Raw genomic sequence first — 18,997 nt, forward strand, 5'->3', positions numbered from 1 at the left:
TATCCTCAGTGCGCCACGGCGGCGGCGGCAGCCTCGTCGATCAGGCGGCCGGAGCGGAAACGTTCCAGCGTGAAGGGCGCGTTGATCGGGTGCGGTTCGTTTTTGGCGATGGTCCAGGCGAATGTGTGGGCAGCGCCGGGCGTGGCCTTGAAACCGCCGGTGCCCCAGCCGCAATTGACGTAAAGGCCAGCAACGGGCGTCTTGCCGAGAATGGCCGAGCGATCCGGCGTCACATCGACAATGCCGCCCCATTTGCGCAGCATCCGCATGCGGTTGAAGATCGGGAAGATTTCAACGATGGCGGCGATCGTATGCTCGATCAGCGGCAGGCCGCCGCGCTGCGAATAGGAGGTATATTGGTCCGTACCCGAACCGATCACCAGCTCGCCCTTGTCCGACTGGCTGATATAGGCATGGACCGCATTCGACATGACCACGCAGGGGAAGATCGGCTTGATCGGCTCCGACACCAGCGCCTGCAACGGATAGCTTTCGAGCGGCAGGCGCACGCCGGCCGTGTCCATGACGACCGAGGTGTGGCCGGCGGCGGAAACCGCGACCTTCTTCGCCTTGATGAAGCCCCTCGCCGTCTCGACGCCCGCGACGGAGCCGTCGGCGTTGCGGCGAATGGCCGTGACCGGGCAGTTCTGGATGATATCGACACCGCGGGCGGCAGCCCCGCGCGCATAACCCCAGGCGACAGCATCATGGCGGGCCGTGCCGGCCCGTTCCTGAAGCGCGCCGCCCATGACGGGATAGCGGGCATTCGGCGCGATGCTGAGCGGCGGGCAATATTCCTTGCATTCTTCCGGGGTAAGCCAGCGATTATCCACGCCGTTCAGACGGTTGGAATGGATATGACGCTTGAAGCTCTGCACATCGTGCACATTATGCGCCAGCATCAGCACGCCGCGCCTTGAATACATGACGTTGTAGTTCAGCTCCTGGCTCAAGTTTTCCCACAGATCGACGGCGTGATCGTAAAGACGGGCGCTCTCGTCATAGAGATAGTTCGAGCGGATGATCGTGGTGTTGCGGCCGGTATTGCCGCCGCCGAGCCAGCCCTTGTCGATGACGGCGACATTGGTGATGCCGTGCTGGCTGGCAAGATAATAGGCAGCGCCCAGACCATGGCCGCCGGCGCCGACGATGACCACATCATATTCGGCTTTCGGCTGACTGTCGGGCCATTGCTCGTCCCAGTTCTTGTGGCCGGTCAGGGCATTCCGCAAAAGATTGAAGGCATTAAAACGCGTCATGAGCGGACCCAATGGTTGGAAAATCTCGTGTCGTAAAAGCTAGGAGCATTTGGCGCGCGCCGGCTGGACAATCGCGTCTGTTTGCATGAATATTTGCGTCATGACCTCACACCGCACCAGAAAACGCCTCAGCGTCGCCTTCCTGCTTGCCGACCGCTTCACGCTGTCGGCCTTTGCGAATTTCGTCGATGTGCTGCGTCTTGCGGCCGATGAGGCGGACCGTTCCCGGCCTATCCTGTGCGAATGGTCGGTGCTCTCGGCAAGTTTGAGCAGCGTGCAGTCGAGCTGCGGCGTGAAGGTGCAGCCGGATACGCGGCTGACGGACGCCGGGCATTACGACTATATCGTCGTTGTCGGCGGTTTGATCAGCGATCACAGCGCCCTGCCGCTGGAGGCTTTGCGCTTCCTGAAAGAACGGGCGGCGGCCGGCGTTCCCATCGTCGGGCTCTGCACCGGGGTTTTCATCCTGCACGAAGCGGGCCTGCTCGACGGTTATCGTTGCTGCGTGAGCTGGTTCCACCACCAGGATTTTCTCGACCGTTTCGATACCGTCCAGATGATCTCCGACCAGATTTTCGTCATCGACCGCGACCGGCTGACCTGTTCCGGCGGCCACGGCGCCGCGCATCTGGCAGCCTTCCTCGTCGAGCGCCATGTCGGCCAGTCCGCCGCCATCAAAAGCCTCAACATCATGATGATCGACAGTGCGCTGAGCGGTGAAAAGCCTCAACCCGGCCAGCAGAGCGCCCGCAAGGCCAACGATCCCCTCGTCAAAAAAGCGATCCTGCGGATGCAGCAGAATATCGAGGTTCCGAGAACCGTGCTGGAACTGGCGAATGATCTCGGCCTTGGCCGCCGCAGCCTCGAACGGCGTTTCCTGAACGACCTCAGCGCAACGCCTTCCAAGGTCTATCTCGAGCTTCGGCTGGATCGCGCTTTGTCGCTCCTGCGCACGACGCGTGACAGCATCACCCAGATTGCGCTCGCCACCGGTTTTTGCGATGCGCCACACCTTTCCCGCACGCTACGAGCCGAGCGCGGTTTCACCCCCAGCGAATATCGCAAGACTCAGGCCGGCCACGTCGCAACCGACGAGGAATTCGCCGTCGGCGTGCTGCTTCCACAATCCTGAACATCCTTCAGTCACCGGTGTGAACAGGCCTTCTGCCGCACGGCAGGGGATGCAACGGGGCAGGACCACCCAGCTTTCGCAAACAACAAAATTTCCTTAAAGCGCAATATATTCAATCTATTGCACGTCCTCCGACGTGCGAATTTCCCAAAATGAATAATTTTCTTATAAGCAATGTATAACGAGATTATACAATTTCATTGACTCATTCGGCGACCCGTGTCAGCTTTTCATCGTCGACACGAATGGAATGCGCCCGCACCGGTTTGGGCAGGAGGTTTGGATGAAGAACGGCAAGAATGGCTTGTACGAAGATATCAAGCACCAGATTCTGACGATGGAACTCGACCCCGACCAGGATCTGGATGAGGTGAGCCTCGGCGCGCGCTACGGCCTTTCGCGCACCCCTGTCCGGGAAATCTTCCGCCGTCTCGAGGGTGAAGGTTATATCGATATCCGCGCCAATCGCGGTGCACGCGTCATTCCGATGAACCACCAGACGCTGCGGCACTTCTTTCTCGTCGCCCCGATGATCTATGCCGCGATCGGCCGCCTCGCCGTGCAGAATTTTCGGCCGAAACAGCTGGGTGAACTGAAGGACACGCAGGAACGGTTCCGCAAGGCGAGCGCAACGGGCGATGCTCCGTCCATGGTGGTGGAAAACAATCATTTCCACGCGCTGATCGGCGACATGTCCGGGAATGTCTACCTTCAGGCAAGCCTCGGCCGCCTGCTGATCGATCACGCCCGCATCGGCCACACCTTTTATCGGCCCCGCAACGACGACATGCGCGAGCGCCTGAAACTCGCCGTGGAGCACCATGACGGCTTCATCGCCGCGATTGAAAAGCATGACGAGGACGCCGTCGTCGATCTGGTCTTCGAACATTGGGAATTGTCGCGCGAGAACATGGAGATGTTCATCGCACCACAGGGAATGAAGGCGGATGCCCTCGTCGAGGTGCCCGTCGCAGCGATGGAGAAATCGTCTTGAAGTTCGAAGGCATATATACCCCGGCGATCACGCCGCTTGGGCCGGAAGGGCAGATCGACCGTGACGGTTTTGCAGCCGTTCTGGAACAGCTGATCGAAGCGAAGGTGCATGGCATCATCGTCGGCGGTTCCACGGGCGAATATTACGCGCAGACGGCGCAGGAGCGCTTCGATCTTGCGGCTTACGCAAAGGACGTTATCGGCACACGGCTGCCGCTGATCGTCGGCACCGGCGCCACGCGCACCGAGGATTCCATTGAATATGCCAGGGCCGCAAAGGACATCGGGGCCGACGCCATTCTCGTCTCCTCCCCGCCCTATGCCCTGCCGACGGAGCGCGAAAACGCGGTCCACGCCCTTGCCGTCGACCGCGCCGCCAACCTGCCGATCATGCTTTACAATTACCCCGCCCGCATGGGCGTGATGATGGGCGAGGACTATTTCGCCCGCGTCGGAAAATCGAAAAATGTCGTCGCCATCAAGGAAAGCTCCGGCGACATGGGCAATCTGCATCGCCTCGCCCGCAAGTTCCCGCATATCGCGCTCTCCTGCGGCTGGGACGATCAAGCATTGGAGTTCTTCGCCTGGGGCGCGCGGAGCTGGGTCTGCGCGGGCTCGAATTTCCTGCCGCGCGAACATGTGGCGCTCTATGAGGCCTGCGTTCTGGAAAAGAACTTCGACAAGGGCCGCGCGATCATGACCGCGATGCTGCCGCTGATGGATTTCCTCGAATGCGGAAAATTCGTGCAGTCCATCAAGCACGGCTGCGAGATCATAGGCCTGAAGGCAGGTCCCGTCCGCGCACCGCTCAGGCCGCTCAATTCCGAAGAGAAACGCACTCTCCAGACTGTCGTCGCCACCTTGAAGCGCACCGTTGCCCAGATCACGTCGGGAGCCAATCATGCATGAACCTTTGACCGCCGCCGAATACCGGGCGATTGCCGCCGATCTTCAATTGCCCGCCAACGCCTTCATCGACGGCGCTTTCGTGCCGGCCAAATCCGGCAAGACATTTGTCTCGACCAACCCCGCCACCGGCGAAAAACTCGCCGATATCGCGGCCTGTGACGCAAGCGATGTCGACTACGCGGTCGCCAAGGCGCGGGAAGCCTTCGAGGACGGCCGCTGGCGCAATCTTGCGCCTGCGGAGCGCAAGGAAATCCTGCTGGAATTCGCCAAGCTGCTTGAGCGCAACCGACACGAACTGGCGGTCATGGAAAGCCTCGACAGCGGCAAGCCGATCCGCGAGTGCCAGACGGTCGACGTTCCCGATACGATCCATACCATTCGCTGGCATGCCGAACTGATCGACAAGCTCTACGATAATACCGCCCCGGTCACCGGCAACGCGCTTGCCATGATCGTGCGCGAACCCGTCGGCGTCGTCGGCTGTGTCCTGCCCTGGAACTTCCCGCTGCTGATGCTGGCATGGAAGATCGGTCCCGCACTTGCCTCCGGCTGCTCGGTCATCGTCAAGCCAGCTGCGGAGACGACGCTGACGACTTTGCGTGTCGCGGAACTCGCCCATGAGGCGGGCATTCCCGCCGGCGTCTTCAATGTCGTCACCGGCGGCGGCAAGGAAGTCGGTGAGCCGATCGGCATGCATATGGATGTCGACATGGTGGCCTTCACCGGCTCGACACCGACCGGACGGCGGTTCCTGCGTTATGCTGCGGATTCCAACCTCAAGCGTGTCGTGCTCGAATGCGGCGGCAAGAACCCGGCGGTTGTGCTGGACGATGCCGAAGACCTCGATCTCGTTGCCGAACAGGTCGTCAACGGCGCGTTCTGGAACATGGGCGAAAATTGCTCGGCCTCCTCGCGTCTGATCGTCGATGCGAAAATCAAGGACGAGCTGCTCCAGCGGATCGGCGCCTATATGCGCGAATGGAAGATGGGCGACCCGCTCGACCCGGAAAACCGTGTCGGATCGCTCGTCAGCAAGGCCCATTTCGATAAGGTGCACTCCTTCCTGGACGATGTGAAGACCGAAAAGCTTTCCATCGTTCACGGCGGCAAGACCGAAAAGGGCATCTTCATCGAACCCACTGTGGTCGATGACGTCACGCCTTCGAGCCGTCTTTTCCAGGAGGAAATCTTCGGCCCGATCCTGTCGGTGACGAGTTTCAACACGCTCGCCGAGGCGGTGGCTCTCGCCAATGACACGAATTACGGCCTCGCGGCCTCCGTCTATACCTCAAGCCTTCGCAAGGCGATCCGGCTGTCGCGCGAAATCCGCGCCGGTATCGTAACGGTCAACTGCTTCGGCGAGGGCGACGCCACGACGCCCTTCGGCGGCTACAAGGAATCCGGTTTCGGCGGGCGCGACAAGTCGATCTTCGCGCACGACAATTATTGCGAACTCAAGACGATCTGGATCGACATATCGGATCGTTCCGTGGACGAGACGGTCAGATGACGAGCCGGTCCGTCAAACGTTTGCCGGTCGAAAACGGCATCTCGGGCTGGGAGGCGATCAGCAAACGTTCCTTCCCGGTCCGCAGCCTGGAAGGCGACGTCACGGCGGACTGGTTGATCGTCGGCGCGGGCTTTGCCGGTCTTTCCGCCGCCCGCCGCCTCACGGAGCTTTGCCCCGGCGACAGGATCGTCGTGCTCGATGCGAGCGAGGTGGGCAAAGGCACCTCGGGCCGCAATTCGGGCTTCATGATCGACGTCCCGCATAATCTCGCATCCGGTGAATATTCGAGTGGTGCTGCCGATGCCACCAAAGTCGAGATGGAACAGAACCGCTCGGCGATAAAATTCGCCGCCGAGGCAGCCGCTGAATATGGAATGTCGCGCCAGACATTCGATCCGGCCGGCAAGATAAATGCCGCCGCAACCGCGCGCGGCATGAAGCTCAACCAGAGTTTCGGCCTGTCGCTGAAAAACGCCGGCGAGAGGCACAGCTACCTCGACGTCACGCAGATGCGCGCGCTGACCGGATCGGATTATTATCTCGGCGGGCTTTATACGCCGGGAGCGGTGCTGATCCAGCCGGCGGACTATATTCGCGAATTCGCCGCCGGGCTTTCGCGCGGGGTGGACCTCTTCGAACATTCGCCGGTGACCGCGCTGAACCGTGAGGGCGGCGTCTGGACCGCCCGGTGCCCGCGCGGCAGTGTCACCGCCCCGAAGGTCATTCTCGGCGTCAACGGTCACATCGATGATTTCGGCCACTTCAAGGGGCGGCTGATGCACATCTTCGCCTATGCCTCGATGACGGCGCCGTTTCCTGCTGAGGATTTCGGCCGCAAGACTTCCGGACACGACAATTGGGCGCTGCTCCCCGCCGACGCCATGGGGGCGACCGTCAGGAAGATCACCTCGGGCGGCCAGTCGCGCATCGCAATCCGCACGAAATATACCTACGACACCACCCTTTCGCTTACAGAGCAGCGGCTCTCGAAGATGGTGGACGCGCATCGGCGCTCGCTCGACGCCCGCTTTCCAGGTCTCAAGGGCATAGCGTTCGAGCATAGCTGGGCCGGGCGCATCTGCCTCAGCCGCAACCATGTGCCCGCCTTCGGCGAGATCGAAGAAGGGCTCTTTTCCGCCTGCTGCGAAAATGGTCTCGGCACGGTGAAAAGCACACTCGCCGGCATGATGGCGGCGGAACTGGCGACCGGCAACGCCTCCCGGCACCTTCAGGAATACATGGATCACCCTCAGCCGTCCCGGCTGCCGCCGGAGCCTTTCGCGTGGCTGGGCATCAATTCGGTGATCCGTTTGCAGGAATTGCGTGCAGGCCGCGAGGGATGAACCCTCCCGCGCAATGGGAAGACCGGGCCGGCGTCGGGTCTTCGATAAGAATGGGAACAAAAACTAGGAGATATACAATGAAGACTTTATGGAAGGCGCTTTGCGCGGCCGCGATGGTCGGCATGACGGCATTCTCCGCTCACGCGGAAGAAAAGACCATTACCATGGGTACGATGTCCTGGGAGGATCTCACACCCATCACCGGAATTACCAAAAAAGTGCTGGAAGACGCGGGTTACAGCGTCAAGGTCGTTTCCTTTTCGGAATGGGGCATCGCCTATGCCGCGCTGACCAAAGGCGACATCCAGATCATGGCCTCGCAGACGGACTATGCCGCTCAGGACTACTGGGACAAGAACAAGCGGCGTCTAGAGAAAATTTCTCCCGTTTCGCATGGCCTCTATCAGGCGATCGCGGTTCCGAAATACGTGACGATCGATTCCATCGATCAGTTGAACGACAATGCCGAAAAATTCGGCGGCAAGATCGTCGGCATCGAGCCTGGCTCCGGCCTGATGCGGGATGCGGCCAGCGCCGTGAAGGAATACGGTCTGAAACTTCCCCTCGTCGAAGGTAGTACGGCCGCGATGACCGCCGCGCTCAAATCGGCAATCGACCGCAAGGAATGGGTCGCCGTCGCCATCTGGGAGCCTTCCTGGATGATGTACAAATACGATCTGAAATTCCTGAAGGACCCCAAGGGCATTTTCCCGCCGGCGCAGGGCTATTACTGGATCGGCCAGAAAGGCTTCTCCGCGGAATATCCGCATGCCCGCGAAGTGATCGCCAGCGTCTACGTGCCGCTCGCCGACATCACCGCGATCAACGGCGCGGTCAACGACGGCAAGACGATGGATCAGGCGGTCAAGGACTGGACCGACAGCCACGCCGAACTTCTGAAGCGCTGGGAAAACATCAAGAGCGAATGACCTTGAACGTGCGGGCCGCGAGGGTGGCCCGCACGCGGATTTCCAAAACTTGAAGGCCGGCCCGAGCAGGCCCGTGGGGAACGCAATGGATGCTATGATGAATGATTCCAACGAAGTGTTGGTTGATTGCCAGAACGTCTGGAAGATTTTCGGTGCGCGTGCTCAGGCCGCCGTCAAGGCCGTCTCCGAACGCGGATTGTCGAAGAAGCAGGTGCTGGAGGATTTCGACTGTGTCGTCGGCGTCTCCGACGCCAGTCTTCAGGTGCGCCGTGGCGAAATCTTCTGCATCATGGGGCTTTCCGGCAGCGGCAAGTCGACCTTGATCCGTCTTCTCAACCGTCTTATCGAGCCGAGCGTCGGCAAAATCACGGTCAAGGGCAAGGATATCGCCAGGCTCAACGCCGCCGAACTGCGTGAGCTGCGCGCCCGCAACATCGCCATGGTCTTCCAGAGCGTGGCGCTGCTGCCCTATCGAACCGTGCTGGAAAATGCCGGTTTCAGCCTTGAGGTGCGCGGCGTCGCGAAGGACGAACGCAACCGCGTGGCGCGCGAAGCACTTGAGAAAGTCGGGCTGGCCGATTGGACGTCGCGCTATCCCGCAGAATTGTCGGGCGGCATGCAGCAGCGTGTCGGCCTTGCCCGTGCGCTGGCCGCCGATCCCGAGATTATCCTCATGGACGAGCCGTTCAGCGCGCTCGATCCCCTCATCCGCCGTCAGTTGCAGGATGAGTTCCGGCAGCTGACAAAATCGCTCGGCAAATCCGCCGTCTTCATCACCCATGACCTTGAGGAAGCCATCCGCATCGGCGACCGCATCGCCATCATGAAGGACGGCGTCATCGTGCAGGTCGGGACCGCCGAAGATATCGTCACCAAACCGGCCGACGACTATGTCGCCGACTTCGTCGCGGGTATCTCCAGAATTCATCTGGTGAAGGCGCATTCGGTCATGCAGCCGGTCACCGAATTCGCAGCCTCGCAGCCGCAATGCGATATCGGCACGCTGCTCAAGGCCTCGCCGGAAGCCGACATCGGGGCGCTGATAGATCTCACCATGCAGTCCGATCAGGACGCGGTGGCGGTGGTCGAGAACGATGCCGTGATTGGTGTCGTCACGACACGCGGCTTGCTGCGCGGCGTCGCCGGAACGCCCGGCGAAGAATTCGCGGCGGCTTAGGTGGAGGGATAGTAATGGACACCTCGATCATCACGGACCGTTTCGACACCTGGACGGAGGATGCGCTTGGCTGGATCGGCGATAACGGCGAAGGGCTGTTCGATTTCGTCAGCCGGCTGCTGGAGGGCAGCTATGACGGCATCCTCTGGTTTCTTGAGCTTGCCCCACCGTTCGTCATCGCACTTATCGCGGCACTGCTCGGCTGGCGGCTGATCAACCTGACAGCCGGCATCCTTGCCGGCGTCGCGCTGCTGTTCTGCGCAACCATGGGACTGTGGACGGAAACCATGAGCACGCTGGCGCTCGTCGCCACGGCGACAATTCTCGCGCTGCTGGTCGGAATACCGGTCGGCATCCTCGCGGGCTTCGCCAAATCGCTGGACCGGGTGCTCGAACCGGTACTCGACCTGATCCAGACCATGCCGCCTTATATCTACCTGCTGCCCGCAATCGCGCTTCTGGGCTATGGGCCGGCGACCGCGCTCATCGCAACCTTCATCGTCGCCATGCCGCCCGCCATCCGGCTGACCTCGCTCGGCATCCGCATGACGCCCCGGGAATTCATCGAACTGGGGCACGCAAGCGGACTGACGCCCTGGCAGATGTTCACGAAAATCCGCCTGCCATTCGCCATTCCGAGCGTCATGGCCGGCATCAACCAGAGCCTGATGATGGCTTTTGGCATGGTCGTCATCGCCGGCATCGTCGGTTCCGGCGGCCTCGGCGAGACGATCTACGGGGCCGTGCGCACGCTGGATGTCGCCACCTCCATCAATGCCGCAATCGCCATCGTTATTCTGACCATGGTGCTGGACAGGCTCACTCAAAGCGCGGCCCGCCGCGTGAAGGCAGGTGCAAGATGAATTTCGATCTCTTCCGGTTTTCACCGGGCACCTATCTCGCGCCCGCAGTGGATTGGCTGAACACCAATTTCCACCCGTTTTTCGCAGAGGTGACCAATATCGTCGAGGCGGTTCTCGGTGCAATCGAAGCCGCATTGCTCTATCCGCCCGCCTTTGCCCTGATCGCTGCGGCGACCCTGCTTGCATTCTTCGCCATCAATCTCAAGGCGGCGATGGTGACGGTGTCTGCGCTGTCATTCTGCTTTTTCGCGGGCCTGTGGCGGGAGTCGATGCAGACGCTGGCGCTGGTGACCGTCGCCGTGGCCATTTCGGTATCGGTCGCCTTCCCGCTCGGCATTCTGGCGTCGCGCTACAAGCGGTTCGAAACATATCTTCGCCCGGTGCTCGACATCATGCAGACCGTGCCGCCATGGGTCTATCTGATCCCGGCCGTCATGATCTTCAGCCTCGGCCGTGTCCCTGCAATCATCGCGACCATCGTTTACGGGGTCCCGCCCATGCTGCGCCTCACGACGCTCGCCTTCAACCAGGTGCCCAGGGACCTTCTGGAGCTTGGACAGGCAACGGGCGCCTCACCCCGGTCCATCCTGTTCAAGATCGAAATCCCGTCGGCCACGCCCACGCTTCTGGTCGGCCTCAACCAGTGCATTCTGCTTTCTCTTGCCATGGTCGTACTCGCAGGGCTTGTCGGAGCCGGTGGGCTGGGTGCGGAAGTCACACGCGGTTTGACGCGCATGGAAATGGGTCCGGGCCTGAGGGCCGGCCTTGCCATCGTCGCCATCGCCATTTTCCTCGACCGCCTGTCCAGAGGGGCGTTGCAAGGCCGCCGGACATCGGTTGCAGGAAGCGGCTCGCACTAGGAAAAAGCAGCCCATGCGCAAGAGCTTCTTCTGCATCGATGCCCACACCTGCGGCAATCCGGTTCGCCTCGTGGCTGGCGGCGGACCGCTGTTGCCGCATCTCCCCATAGCCGAGCGTCGCGACATATTCGTCCGGGACCATGACTGGATCCGGCAAGCTTTGATGTTCGAACCACGCGGGCACGATGTGATGTCAGGCGCGATCATCTATCCGGCCCATCGGCAAGACTGCGATTTCGCCGTGATCTTCATTGAGGTCAGCGGCTGCCTGCCCATGTGCGGCGCCGGCACGATCGGGCTTGTGACGGCGGCAATCGAGGAGGGTCTGGTAACCCCGAGGGTGCCGGGAAGACTGTCGATAGAGACCCCTGCGGGAAAGGTCGATATTGAATATGAGAAGCCGGGAGAATTCGTCGAATCGGTCCGCATGTTCAATGTCGCGAGCTACCTTCACGCCGCCGATGTGGAGGTCGATGTTCCCGGCCTTGGCAGGCTCGTTGTCGATGTCGCCTATGGCGGCAATTATTATGCGGTGGTCGAGCCGCAAGCCGCCTGGGCCGGTCTGGACGGCATGTCCGCCAGCGATATCGTCGATCTCAGCCGCAAGCTGCGGACCGCGCTTTCTCAGCTTTGCCATCCCGTGCATCCAGAGAATGAAAGAATAAGCGGCGTGCATCACGCCATCTGGTGCGACCAACCGGTTTCCGCCAATGCGGATGGGCGGGGTGCGGTGTTTTACGGAGACAAGGCCATCGACCGGTCACCCGGCGGCACCGGCACCTCGGCCCGCATGGCGCAACTCCATGGCAAGGGCCGCCTGAAAGCCGGGGAGAAATTTCGTCAGGAAAGCCTGATCGGCACGATCTTCGAAGGCAGGATCGAGCAGGAGACGGAGATCGGCAGCTTCAGGGGAATCCTGCCGAGCGTCTCCGGCTGGGCGCGGATCATCGGGCACAACACGATATTCGTGGATGACCGCGACCCGCTGGCGCACGGATTTCAGATCGGTTGAGGCCCGTGCATTCCGGCGCAAATGGGTCTCAAGAACCGGCACCCATGAAGGTCACCCGGGTAAGAGCCGTATAGTTGGATTCCGAGGCCATCAGGGCGGCGAAGACGAGCACGAGGACCGGCGGAAGCAGGATGACGTAGATCAGGACCAGCCGTTCCCAGGCCAAATGCATGAAAATCGCCATGATCAGCCCCGCCTTCAGGATCATGAACAGGATGATCAGGGACCACCTCGGATAGCTCTGAATGCCGAGATAATCGACCATGTAGGAGAAGGCGCTGAGGACGAAAAGCACTCCCCAGACCACCATGTAAAGTCTTATCGGATGCTGCTGTCCCTGTTGTGACTGTTGCTGTGCCATGATGCCATCCTCACTCACCACAGATAGAAGAATGCGAAGATAAAGACCCACACCAGATCCACGAAGTGCCAGTAGAGCCCGGTTATCTCGACGATCTCGTATTGTCCCTTGCGGCTGGTGAAAAATCCCCGCCTTTCCTCATCGAAATCTCCCCGCCACACCTTGCGCGCGACGATGAGAAGAAACAGGACGCCGATGGAAACATGGGTGCCGTGAAAGCCCGTGATCATGAAGAAAGCCGAACCGAACTGCGCCGCACCCCACGGGTTTTCCCAGGGGCGAACGCCTTCCTCGATCAGCTTGCTCCATTCGAATGCCTGCATTCCCACGAATGTCGCGCCAAGCGCTGCCGTCGCCACCATCAGCGCTGCGGTTTTGCGACGGTCGCGGCGATATGCGAAATTGACGGCCATGGCCATCGTGCCGCTGCTGCTGATGAGGACGAAGGTCATGATGGCAATCAGGATCAGCGGAATGTGCCTGCCGGCAATCGTGAGCGCGAAAACCTCGCTCGGATTGGGCCAGGCAACGGTGGTGGACATGCGTGCGGTCATGTAGGCCAAAAGAAAACAGCCGAAAATGAAGATATCGCTCAGGATGAATATCCACATCATCGCCTTGCCCCAGGAGACGTTCTTGAACGCCCGCTGGTCCGATGACAGATCGGCGGCGACGCCGCGCAGTCCCGCTGGCCGCAGATGCGGATCACGTACCGGTCTTTCCTCCATGGATGCGGCCATGATCGACACTCCTCAGGTGACCAATTGACGGCAGAGATCGACGAAACTGTTCGCCCAGCCGGCGAAAAGCGCAAAAAGGACCAGCCAGACGACCAGCATGAAATGCCAGTAGATGGCGCACAGCTCCACACTGAGGCGCATTCTTGCCGACAAGCGCTCGCTCCGGGCGCGGATTGCGGTGCGTCCAAGCACGAAAAGCCCGCCCAATATATGCAGGCCGTGCAGGCCGGTGATCATGTAGAAGAAGCTGTTCGATGGGTTATCCGCCAGAACATAGCCTGCGGAGATGAGTTGCCGCCACGCCAGGAATTGACCGCCGACGAAGAAAACAGCCGTCGCAAAGGCTGTCACAAGAGCCGCATTCAGCCTGTCGCGATGATCTGGACGGATTTCGGTTTTCGCCCATTGCAGCGCCAGACTGCTGGCGGCGAGCGCCGCGGTGTTCACCCATAACAGTCCGGGGATCGGGATACCCCACCAGTCGGCGCCGCCCATGCGGCCGAGATAGGCGCTGATGAGCAGGGTGAACAAGGCACCGACGACCGCGAGAAATATCCCAAGTCCGACTTTCGCAATCGTCGCCGAGGATCCCTGCATCTCCGGCGCATCGCCTGCCAAGCCGACTTCCAGCCAGGGCTTCGAGGCCAGCCGCTGCCGCGCCATCCACCAGCCGATGATGCCGGCGATCCCGGCCATGAAGACGAGGATGGCGCTCATGACAAGGTCCTCTCGGAAGGCCCGGCCGCCGCCGGCTGGTTTTGCGGCAGGAAGTCCTCGGCCGCGCCGGGCACGCTGTAATCATATGGCCAGCGATAAACGACCGGCAGTTCCTTGCCCCAGTTGCCATGAACCGGCGGGGTCTGCGGCGTCTGCCATTCCAGTGTTGTCGCCCGCCACGGATTGCCGACCGCCTTTTTGCCCCAGCGCAGGCTCCACTCGAGATTGAACACGAACAGCAATTGCGCCGCACCGACGATGAGCGCGGCCCAGGTGATGAACATGTTCAACGTGTGCGCCGAATCTGGAATGAAAGCCGTTTCGCCCAGCTCGTAATAGCGGCGCGGCACACCCATCAGCCCGAGATAATGCATCGGGAAGAAGATGGCATAAGCACCGAGAAAGGTGACCCAGAAATGGACGTGCCCCATCGCCTCGTTCAGCATCCGGCCCGTGACTTTCGGATACCAGTGGTGAATCGCACCGAAGATCACCATGATCGGCGCGACCCCCATCACCATATGAAAATGGGCGACCACGAACATCGTATCCGAAAGCGGCACATCGACGACGACATTGCCGAGGAAGAGACCGGTCAATCCGCCATTGATGAATGTGACGATGAAGGCGAGCGCAAACAGCATCGGCAGGGTGAGATGGATATCGCCGCGCCAGAGCGTGAGCACCCAGTTATAGACCTTGATCGCCGTCGGCACCGCGATAATCAGCGTCGTGGTTGCGAAAAAGAACCCGAAATTCGGGTTCATGCCGCTGACATACATATGATGCGCCCAGACGACGAAACTCAGCCCCGCGATGATGACGATCGCCCAGACCATCATGCGGTAGCCGAAGATATTCTTGCGCGCATGGGTGCTGATCAAATCCGAGACGATGCCGAAGGCGGGAAGTGCCACGATATAGACTTCCGGATGGCCGAAGAACCAGAACAGGTGCTGGAACAGGATGGGACTGCCGCCCTCCTGCTTCAATTGTTCGCCCATTTCCACAATGGCCGGCATGAAGAAGCTCGTGCCGAGCAGCCGGTCGAACAGCATCATGACGGCGGCGACGAAGAGCGCCGGGAAAGCGAGCAGCGCCATGGCGGTCGCCGTGAATATGCCCCATATCGTCAATGGCATGCGCATCAGCGTCATGCCCCGCGTGCGCCCCTGCAACACGGTGACGACGTAATTCAGCCCGCCCAAAGTGAAGCCGATGATGAACAGGATCAGCGATGACAGCATCAGGATGATGCCCCAGTCGCGCCCGCCCGGCGTCCCCGAAAGAAGCGCCTGCGGCGGATAGAGCGTCCAGCCGGCGCCCGTCGGCCCGCCGGGTGCGAAGAAACCGGCCACCAGCACAAGGACGGCGGAGAGGTAGAGCCAGTAGCTCAGCATATTGGCATAGGGAAACACCATGTCGCGCGCGCCGAGCATCAGCGGGATCAGGTAGTTGCCGAAACCGCCGAGAAACAGCGCGGTGAGCAGGTAGATCACCATGATCATGCCATGCATGGTGATGAACTGATAATAATGTTCCGCATCGATGAAGGAGAAATAGCCGGGAAAACCGAGCTGCAGCCGCATCAGCCAGGAAAGCACCAGCGCCACCATGCCGATTGCGATGGCTGTCAGGAAATATTGAATGGCAATGATCTTGGCATCCTGGCTGAAGACATATTTCGTCCACCAGCTTTTCGGGTGATAAAGCTCGACGTCTTCAACTTCAGCGGGCTGAATGACCTGCCCGGCGTCGGATCCAATCTCGACCATGTTCCATCCTCCCTGTTCCCCCGATGCGCTCTTCCCTTCCAATATGCACGGCGCTCATCTGGCCGCCGACGTTTCCGCCGAGGCCAGCAATTTCGAGAAAGTCGGCTGCTGCTGCAGCCAGGCTTGATAGTCGGTTTCGGTATCGACGATGACGGTGCCGCGCATCTGCGGATGGCCGACACCGCACAGTTCCGCGCAGAGAACCTCGAAGGTTCCCGTCCGGGTCGGCGTGAACCAGGAATAGGTGACCGAGCCGGGGATCATGTCCATCTTGGCCCGGAACTCCGGCACATAGAAATCATGCACGACATCGACCGCGCGCAGCAGCATTTTCACCGGCCTGCCGGCGGGCAGATGCAACTCGGCGCCTTCAACGATGACATCGTCCATTCCGGCGGGATCGTTCCTGTTCAGGCCGAGCGGATTGTCGGGTGCAATAGCGCGCGTATCCGCCCGCCCGAGCCGTCCGTCCGCTCCCGGCAGCCGGAACCTCCATTGCCATTGCTGACCGACGACTTCCACTTCGCTCGCACCGTCCGGAACGGTCACGAACTGGTTCCATACGAAGAGGCCCGGCACAAGCATCGCAGCCACCCCAACCCCGGTCCCACCCGCCAGCCACCATTCCAGGCGCTTGTTTTCGGGCTGGTATGCCGCCCGGTTTCCGGCGCGATGCCTGAAGCGGAACACGCAATAGGCGACGAACAGCACGACGGCCGAGAAAACGAAGCCGGTGATCCAGAAAGTGATGATAATCGTATTGTCGATATAGCTCCAGTTCGAGGCTATCGGCGTCCACCACCATGGGCTCAGCAGGTGGAACACGATCGATCCCACCACCAGCAGAACGAGAATCACAACGACAGCCATCGTCTCCTCCCGTGACCCGGCCACGAATACTTCTGCAACCCCGTCGCGAAGTGTATTAGAATTATCTCATAAATTGATCGGGCGAGCAATTATGGTGGCGCCTGCGGCAGCGTCCCCTTCCTGTGCTACGGCCTCAATCGGGAAGGCAATCGCGAAAGCAGACAGATCGGAAGAAAACGATACCACATGGCGTCCCCGCACTCTCCATGGCCGTCCCAACTGCCGCGGCTCCCCTCAGCGGGGCCGCAACGGCAGGGAGAATGATCTGCGGATAGATTCCTCTATGAATTCAGGGCATACGGCTTGGATAATTGGAGACGATCAGTTTTCGATAGAGGTGCCAGGTCGAGTGGCCGAGGATGGGCATGACGACCGCGAGGCCGATAAATACCGGGATTGTGCCGACGACGAGCAACGCCGCGACGATCAATCCCCAAAGCGCCACCGGAACCGGGTTGGCAAGCGTGGCGCGGATGCTCGCATCCACCGCCGCGACTGCGCCAACGTCCCGGTCGAGCAGCAGCGGGAACGCCACCACCGTTGTCGCCAGCACGACGACCGCGAAAACGAAACCGGCCAGATTACCCCAGATGATGAGGGAGAGACCTTGCGAGGTCGTCAATACGTCCGACAGAAAGGTGGAGAGCGAAACCGGACCGGTCGCATCGAAAGTCGCAATGTAGATGCGCTGCGCAACAATCAACCAGACGACGAAAAGCACGAACAGCATGACGGCGACCGCGATGATCGACGGCAGGGCCGGAGAGTGACGAACCTCCAACGCGTGCCGCCAGGAGCTATCCAGCCCCTGCTCGCGCCGCCGGCTGATTTCATAAAGCCCGATGGCCGCGATCGGACCAATCAGTGCAAAACCCGACATCAGCGGATAAATAACCGGCAGCAGATTGGCGCCGGAACTCCACATCACCAGAAAAACACCGGCGATCGGATACATAAGACAGAGAAAAACATAATGGGACGGCTTTTCTTTAAAGTCCTCAAGTCCCAGTTTCAACGCATCCACAATATCCGGGATGCCAATCTTGCGGACTTCCGGGCGGGCAAATTCACCACTCGCACCGGCCATGACATGGAATGCCGTCATAGCACTTCTCCTCCTGCGCCATGATCCGGCTGGCGGTACAGGAACGCTCGGTGACTTCTTATCGACGCGTCAAACCGCAACCGGCTGTTTTGTAATTTATCAAATTCTGTCGCCTTTGTCGCCTGTTCTTTAAATTGGTGAAATCAGATGCCCGCTGCCGGCAGGGTCGACAGAACCGCACTTGTGCAGGTTTTGGATCGTTGCCAGCTCTTAATGGTGTGGTGATGACACCGCCCCAGCAGGCGTGGCGTGTATCACCGCAACGGTCGGTGAGAACGATATCGCCCGGGCGCACGAGTTGCGTCAGGTAGTGGAACTGCTCGAGTGGGCATTCGGAATACGCAGGGTGACAGCAGTGCCCGCCACGCGCTTGCCCGGAAGAACGTCCCGGAGTTCGGGATCGACAAAGCCGGAGTGAAGCACGTGGCTGATCGTTGCGACTTCGACCTTTTCAAGAAGCTCGATGACCGGCGCCGATCTTTTCCGGCACGGGATTGACGATAAATATGCGCGCGCCCATTGGCAAGCGATCAAAGCCGGCGCCTCCCTTTCTTACGGGATCGCGCCGGCGTCGTTTGCAGGGTGGGAGAATAGCCTTGAGGCGACGGGATGGCGGGAGCCAACAGGCGCCCGCCGTCCCTGCCCGGCCCTAGTGACCGCCCTTTGTGGCCGGCACTGGCGTGTTGAGAAGCTGCTGTTCCCAGAGATAGGCGATGCCGCTGCCGCCGAAGTGCTGGATGAGGATTTCGGTCAGTTCCTCGACATGCTCGGTGCGCGCCCAATCGCGCTGCCATTCGCCGGCGAGCGCCATCACGGTCATCGGGTTCGCGCCGGCCGCGATCATGCGCTGGATGGCAACTTCGTGAGATTCCTTCGAAATCCCGCCCGACGCATCGGTGATCACGGTCACGTCCCAGCCTTCGCCGGCGGCCTGGATGACGGGCATCGCGACGCAAACCTCGGTCCACAGGCCGGCGATGATCAGTTGCTTGCGGCCGGTCGCCTTGACGACGTTCACCACATTCTCGTCCTGCCAGGTGTTCACCCAGGTGCGATCGATGACTTCCTGGCCGGGAAACACGTCGGTGATCTGCTTGAAGAGCAGTCCGCCGCGCGCCGCGATCACGCTGGTAAGAACGGTCGGAACATTGAAGGCCTTTGCCAGTTTCGCCAGTGCGGTCGTGAGGTTGACCACAGCCTGCGGATCGTGGCTGTTCAGGTTCGCGAGCTGATAGGGCTGATGATCGATCAGAACGAGGACGGAATCTTCGGGGCGGAGAAGTGAATCGAGGCCGTTACGAAAGGTCATGGGTTCATCCTATGTTGGCGGTTTATTGAAGCGCTTGCGCAAAGACATGCGCCCCTTCGGGCGTTGCCGCGGCACGAAACTTGTCATTCCTGTTTATGATGCGGTAGTCCTTGTCAGCGCTGAGCTGTGTCGC

General features: G+C 60.6%; 18 protein-coding genes. 10 read left to right on the forward strand and 8 right to left on the reverse strand.

Annotated elements, in window-relative coordinates; all coding sequences use genetic code 11:
* Positions 1-5: 5 nt before the first annotated feature.
* A complete protein-coding gene (locus tag ACIK7D_RS24680) occupies positions 6-1,259 on the reverse strand; it encodes a sarcosine oxidase subunit beta family protein (protein ID WP_031234322.1) in 1,254 nt (417 codons plus the stop codon).
* Between the two features lie 85 nt (positions 1,260-1,344).
* Here ACIK7D_RS24680 and ACIK7D_RS24685 point away from each other — a divergent pair, with 85 nt between their 5' ends.
* From ACIK7D_RS24685 to ACIK7D_RS24730, 10 genes are all read left to right on the forward strand, one after another.
* Entirely contained in the window at positions 1,345-2,391 is a 1,047-nt protein-coding gene (locus ACIK7D_RS24685) for a GlxA family transcriptional regulator (protein WP_262532138.1), read from the forward strand.
* 283 nt (positions 2,392-2,674) lie between these two features.
* Positions 2,675-3,385 carry a GntR family transcriptional regulator gene (locus tag ACIK7D_RS24690; protein WP_059761131.1) on the forward strand — a complete coding sequence of 237 codons (711 nt, stop codon included), beginning with the start codon at positions 2,675-2,677 and terminating at the stop codon, positions 3,383-3,385.
* Entirely contained in the window at positions 3,382-4,293 is a 912-nt protein-coding gene (locus tag ACIK7D_RS24695; RefSeq protein WP_400157738.1) for a dihydrodipicolinate synthase family protein, read from the forward strand. Before ACIK7D_RS24690 ends, ACIK7D_RS24695 begins: the two co-directional genes overlap by 4 nt.
* Positions 4,286-5,803, forward strand: coding sequence for an aldehyde dehydrogenase (locus ACIK7D_RS24700; RefSeq protein ID WP_400157739.1), 1,518 nt, complete (start codon positions 4,286-4,288; stop codon positions 5,801-5,803). Before ACIK7D_RS24695 ends, ACIK7D_RS24700 begins: the two co-directional genes overlap by 8 nt.
* Positions 5,800-7,146 (forward strand): NAD(P)/FAD-dependent oxidoreductase, encoded by a 1,347-nt coding sequence (locus tag ACIK7D_RS24705; protein WP_400157740.1) that lies wholly within the window; start codon positions 5,800-5,802, stop codon positions 7,144-7,146. Before ACIK7D_RS24700 ends, ACIK7D_RS24705 begins: the two co-directional genes overlap by 4 nt.
* A gap of 77 nt (positions 7,147-7,223) precedes the next feature.
* Entirely contained in the window at positions 7,224-8,075 is an 852-nt protein-coding gene (locus ACIK7D_RS24710; RefSeq protein WP_170985985.1) for a glycine betaine ABC transporter substrate-binding protein, read from the forward strand.
* 97 nt (positions 8,076-8,172) lie between these two features.
* The gene (locus ACIK7D_RS24715) at positions 8,173-9,252 is read left to right on the forward strand and encodes a glycine betaine/L-proline ABC transporter ATP-binding protein (RefSeq protein ID WP_400157741.1); all 1,080 of its coding nucleotides are present in this window, start codon (positions 8,173-8,175) and stop codon (positions 9,250-9,252) included.
* 14 nt (positions 9,253-9,266) lie between these two features.
* A complete protein-coding gene (locus ACIK7D_RS24720) occupies positions 9,267-10,115 on the forward strand; it encodes an ABC transporter permease (RefSeq protein ID WP_400157742.1) in 849 nt (282 codons plus the stop codon).
* Positions 10,112-10,975, forward strand: a complete 864-nt coding sequence (locus ACIK7D_RS24725) for an ABC transporter permease (protein ID WP_400157743.1) — start codon at positions 10,112-10,114, stop codon at positions 10,973-10,975. Before ACIK7D_RS24720 ends, ACIK7D_RS24725 begins: the two co-directional genes overlap by 4 nt.
* Positions 10,976-10,988: 13 nt before the next feature.
* Positions 10,989-11,987, forward strand: a complete 999-nt coding sequence (locus ACIK7D_RS24730; protein ID WP_400157744.1) for a 4-hydroxyproline epimerase — start codon at positions 10,989-10,991, stop codon at positions 11,985-11,987.
* A 28-nt stretch (positions 11,988-12,015) separates the two neighbouring features.
* Here ACIK7D_RS24730 and ACIK7D_RS24735 read toward each other — a convergent pair whose 3' ends face one another.
* The 7 genes from ACIK7D_RS24735 to ACIK7D_RS24765 form a co-directional block, all read right to left on the reverse strand.
* Positions 12,016-12,348 carry a cytochrome C oxidase subunit IV family protein gene (locus ACIK7D_RS24735; RefSeq protein WP_400157745.1) on the reverse strand — a complete coding sequence of 111 codons (333 nt, stop codon included), beginning with the start codon at positions 12,346-12,348 and terminating at the stop codon, positions 12,016-12,018.
* A gap of 14 nt (positions 12,349-12,362) precedes the next feature.
* Entirely contained in the window at positions 12,363-13,088 is a 726-nt protein-coding gene (locus ACIK7D_RS24740; protein WP_262532121.1) for a heme-copper oxidase subunit III family protein, read from the reverse strand.
* Positions 13,089-13,100: 12 nt separating this feature from the next.
* Positions 13,101-13,805 carry a cytochrome c oxidase subunit 3 gene (locus ACIK7D_RS24745; RefSeq protein WP_400157746.1) on the reverse strand — a complete coding sequence of 235 codons (705 nt, stop codon included), beginning with the start codon at positions 13,803-13,805 and terminating at the stop codon, positions 13,101-13,103.
* Complete coding sequence (locus ACIK7D_RS24750; RefSeq protein WP_400157747.1) at positions 13,802-15,580, reverse strand: cytochrome c oxidase subunit I; 1,779 nt, start codon at positions 15,578-15,580, stop codon at positions 13,802-13,804. The genes ACIK7D_RS24745 and ACIK7D_RS24750 overlap by 4 nt, the downstream gene beginning before the upstream one ends.
* A gap of 54 nt (positions 15,581-15,634) precedes the next feature.
* Positions 15,635-16,450: a cytochrome c oxidase subunit II gene (locus tag ACIK7D_RS24755; protein ID WP_400157748.1), complete on the reverse strand. Its 816-nt coding sequence runs from the start codon at positions 16,448-16,450 to the stop codon at positions 15,635-15,637.
* A 289-nt stretch (positions 16,451-16,739) separates the two neighbouring features.
* Positions 16,740-17,555, reverse strand: coding sequence for a DUF2189 domain-containing protein (locus ACIK7D_RS24760; protein WP_400157749.1), 816 nt, complete (start codon positions 17,553-17,555; stop codon positions 16,740-16,742).
* Between the two features lie 649 nt (positions 17,556-18,204).
* Positions 18,205-18,864 (reverse strand): hydrolase, encoded by a 660-nt coding sequence (locus tag ACIK7D_RS24765; RefSeq protein ID WP_003521973.1) that lies wholly within the window; start codon positions 18,862-18,864, stop codon positions 18,205-18,207.
* Positions 18,865-18,997: the final 133 nt, after the last annotated feature.

Source organism: Agrobacterium sp. P15N1-A (assembly GCF_044626815.1).
GTDB lineage: Bacteria > Pseudomonadota > Alphaproteobacteria > Rhizobiales > Rhizobiaceae > Agrobacterium > Agrobacterium leguminum.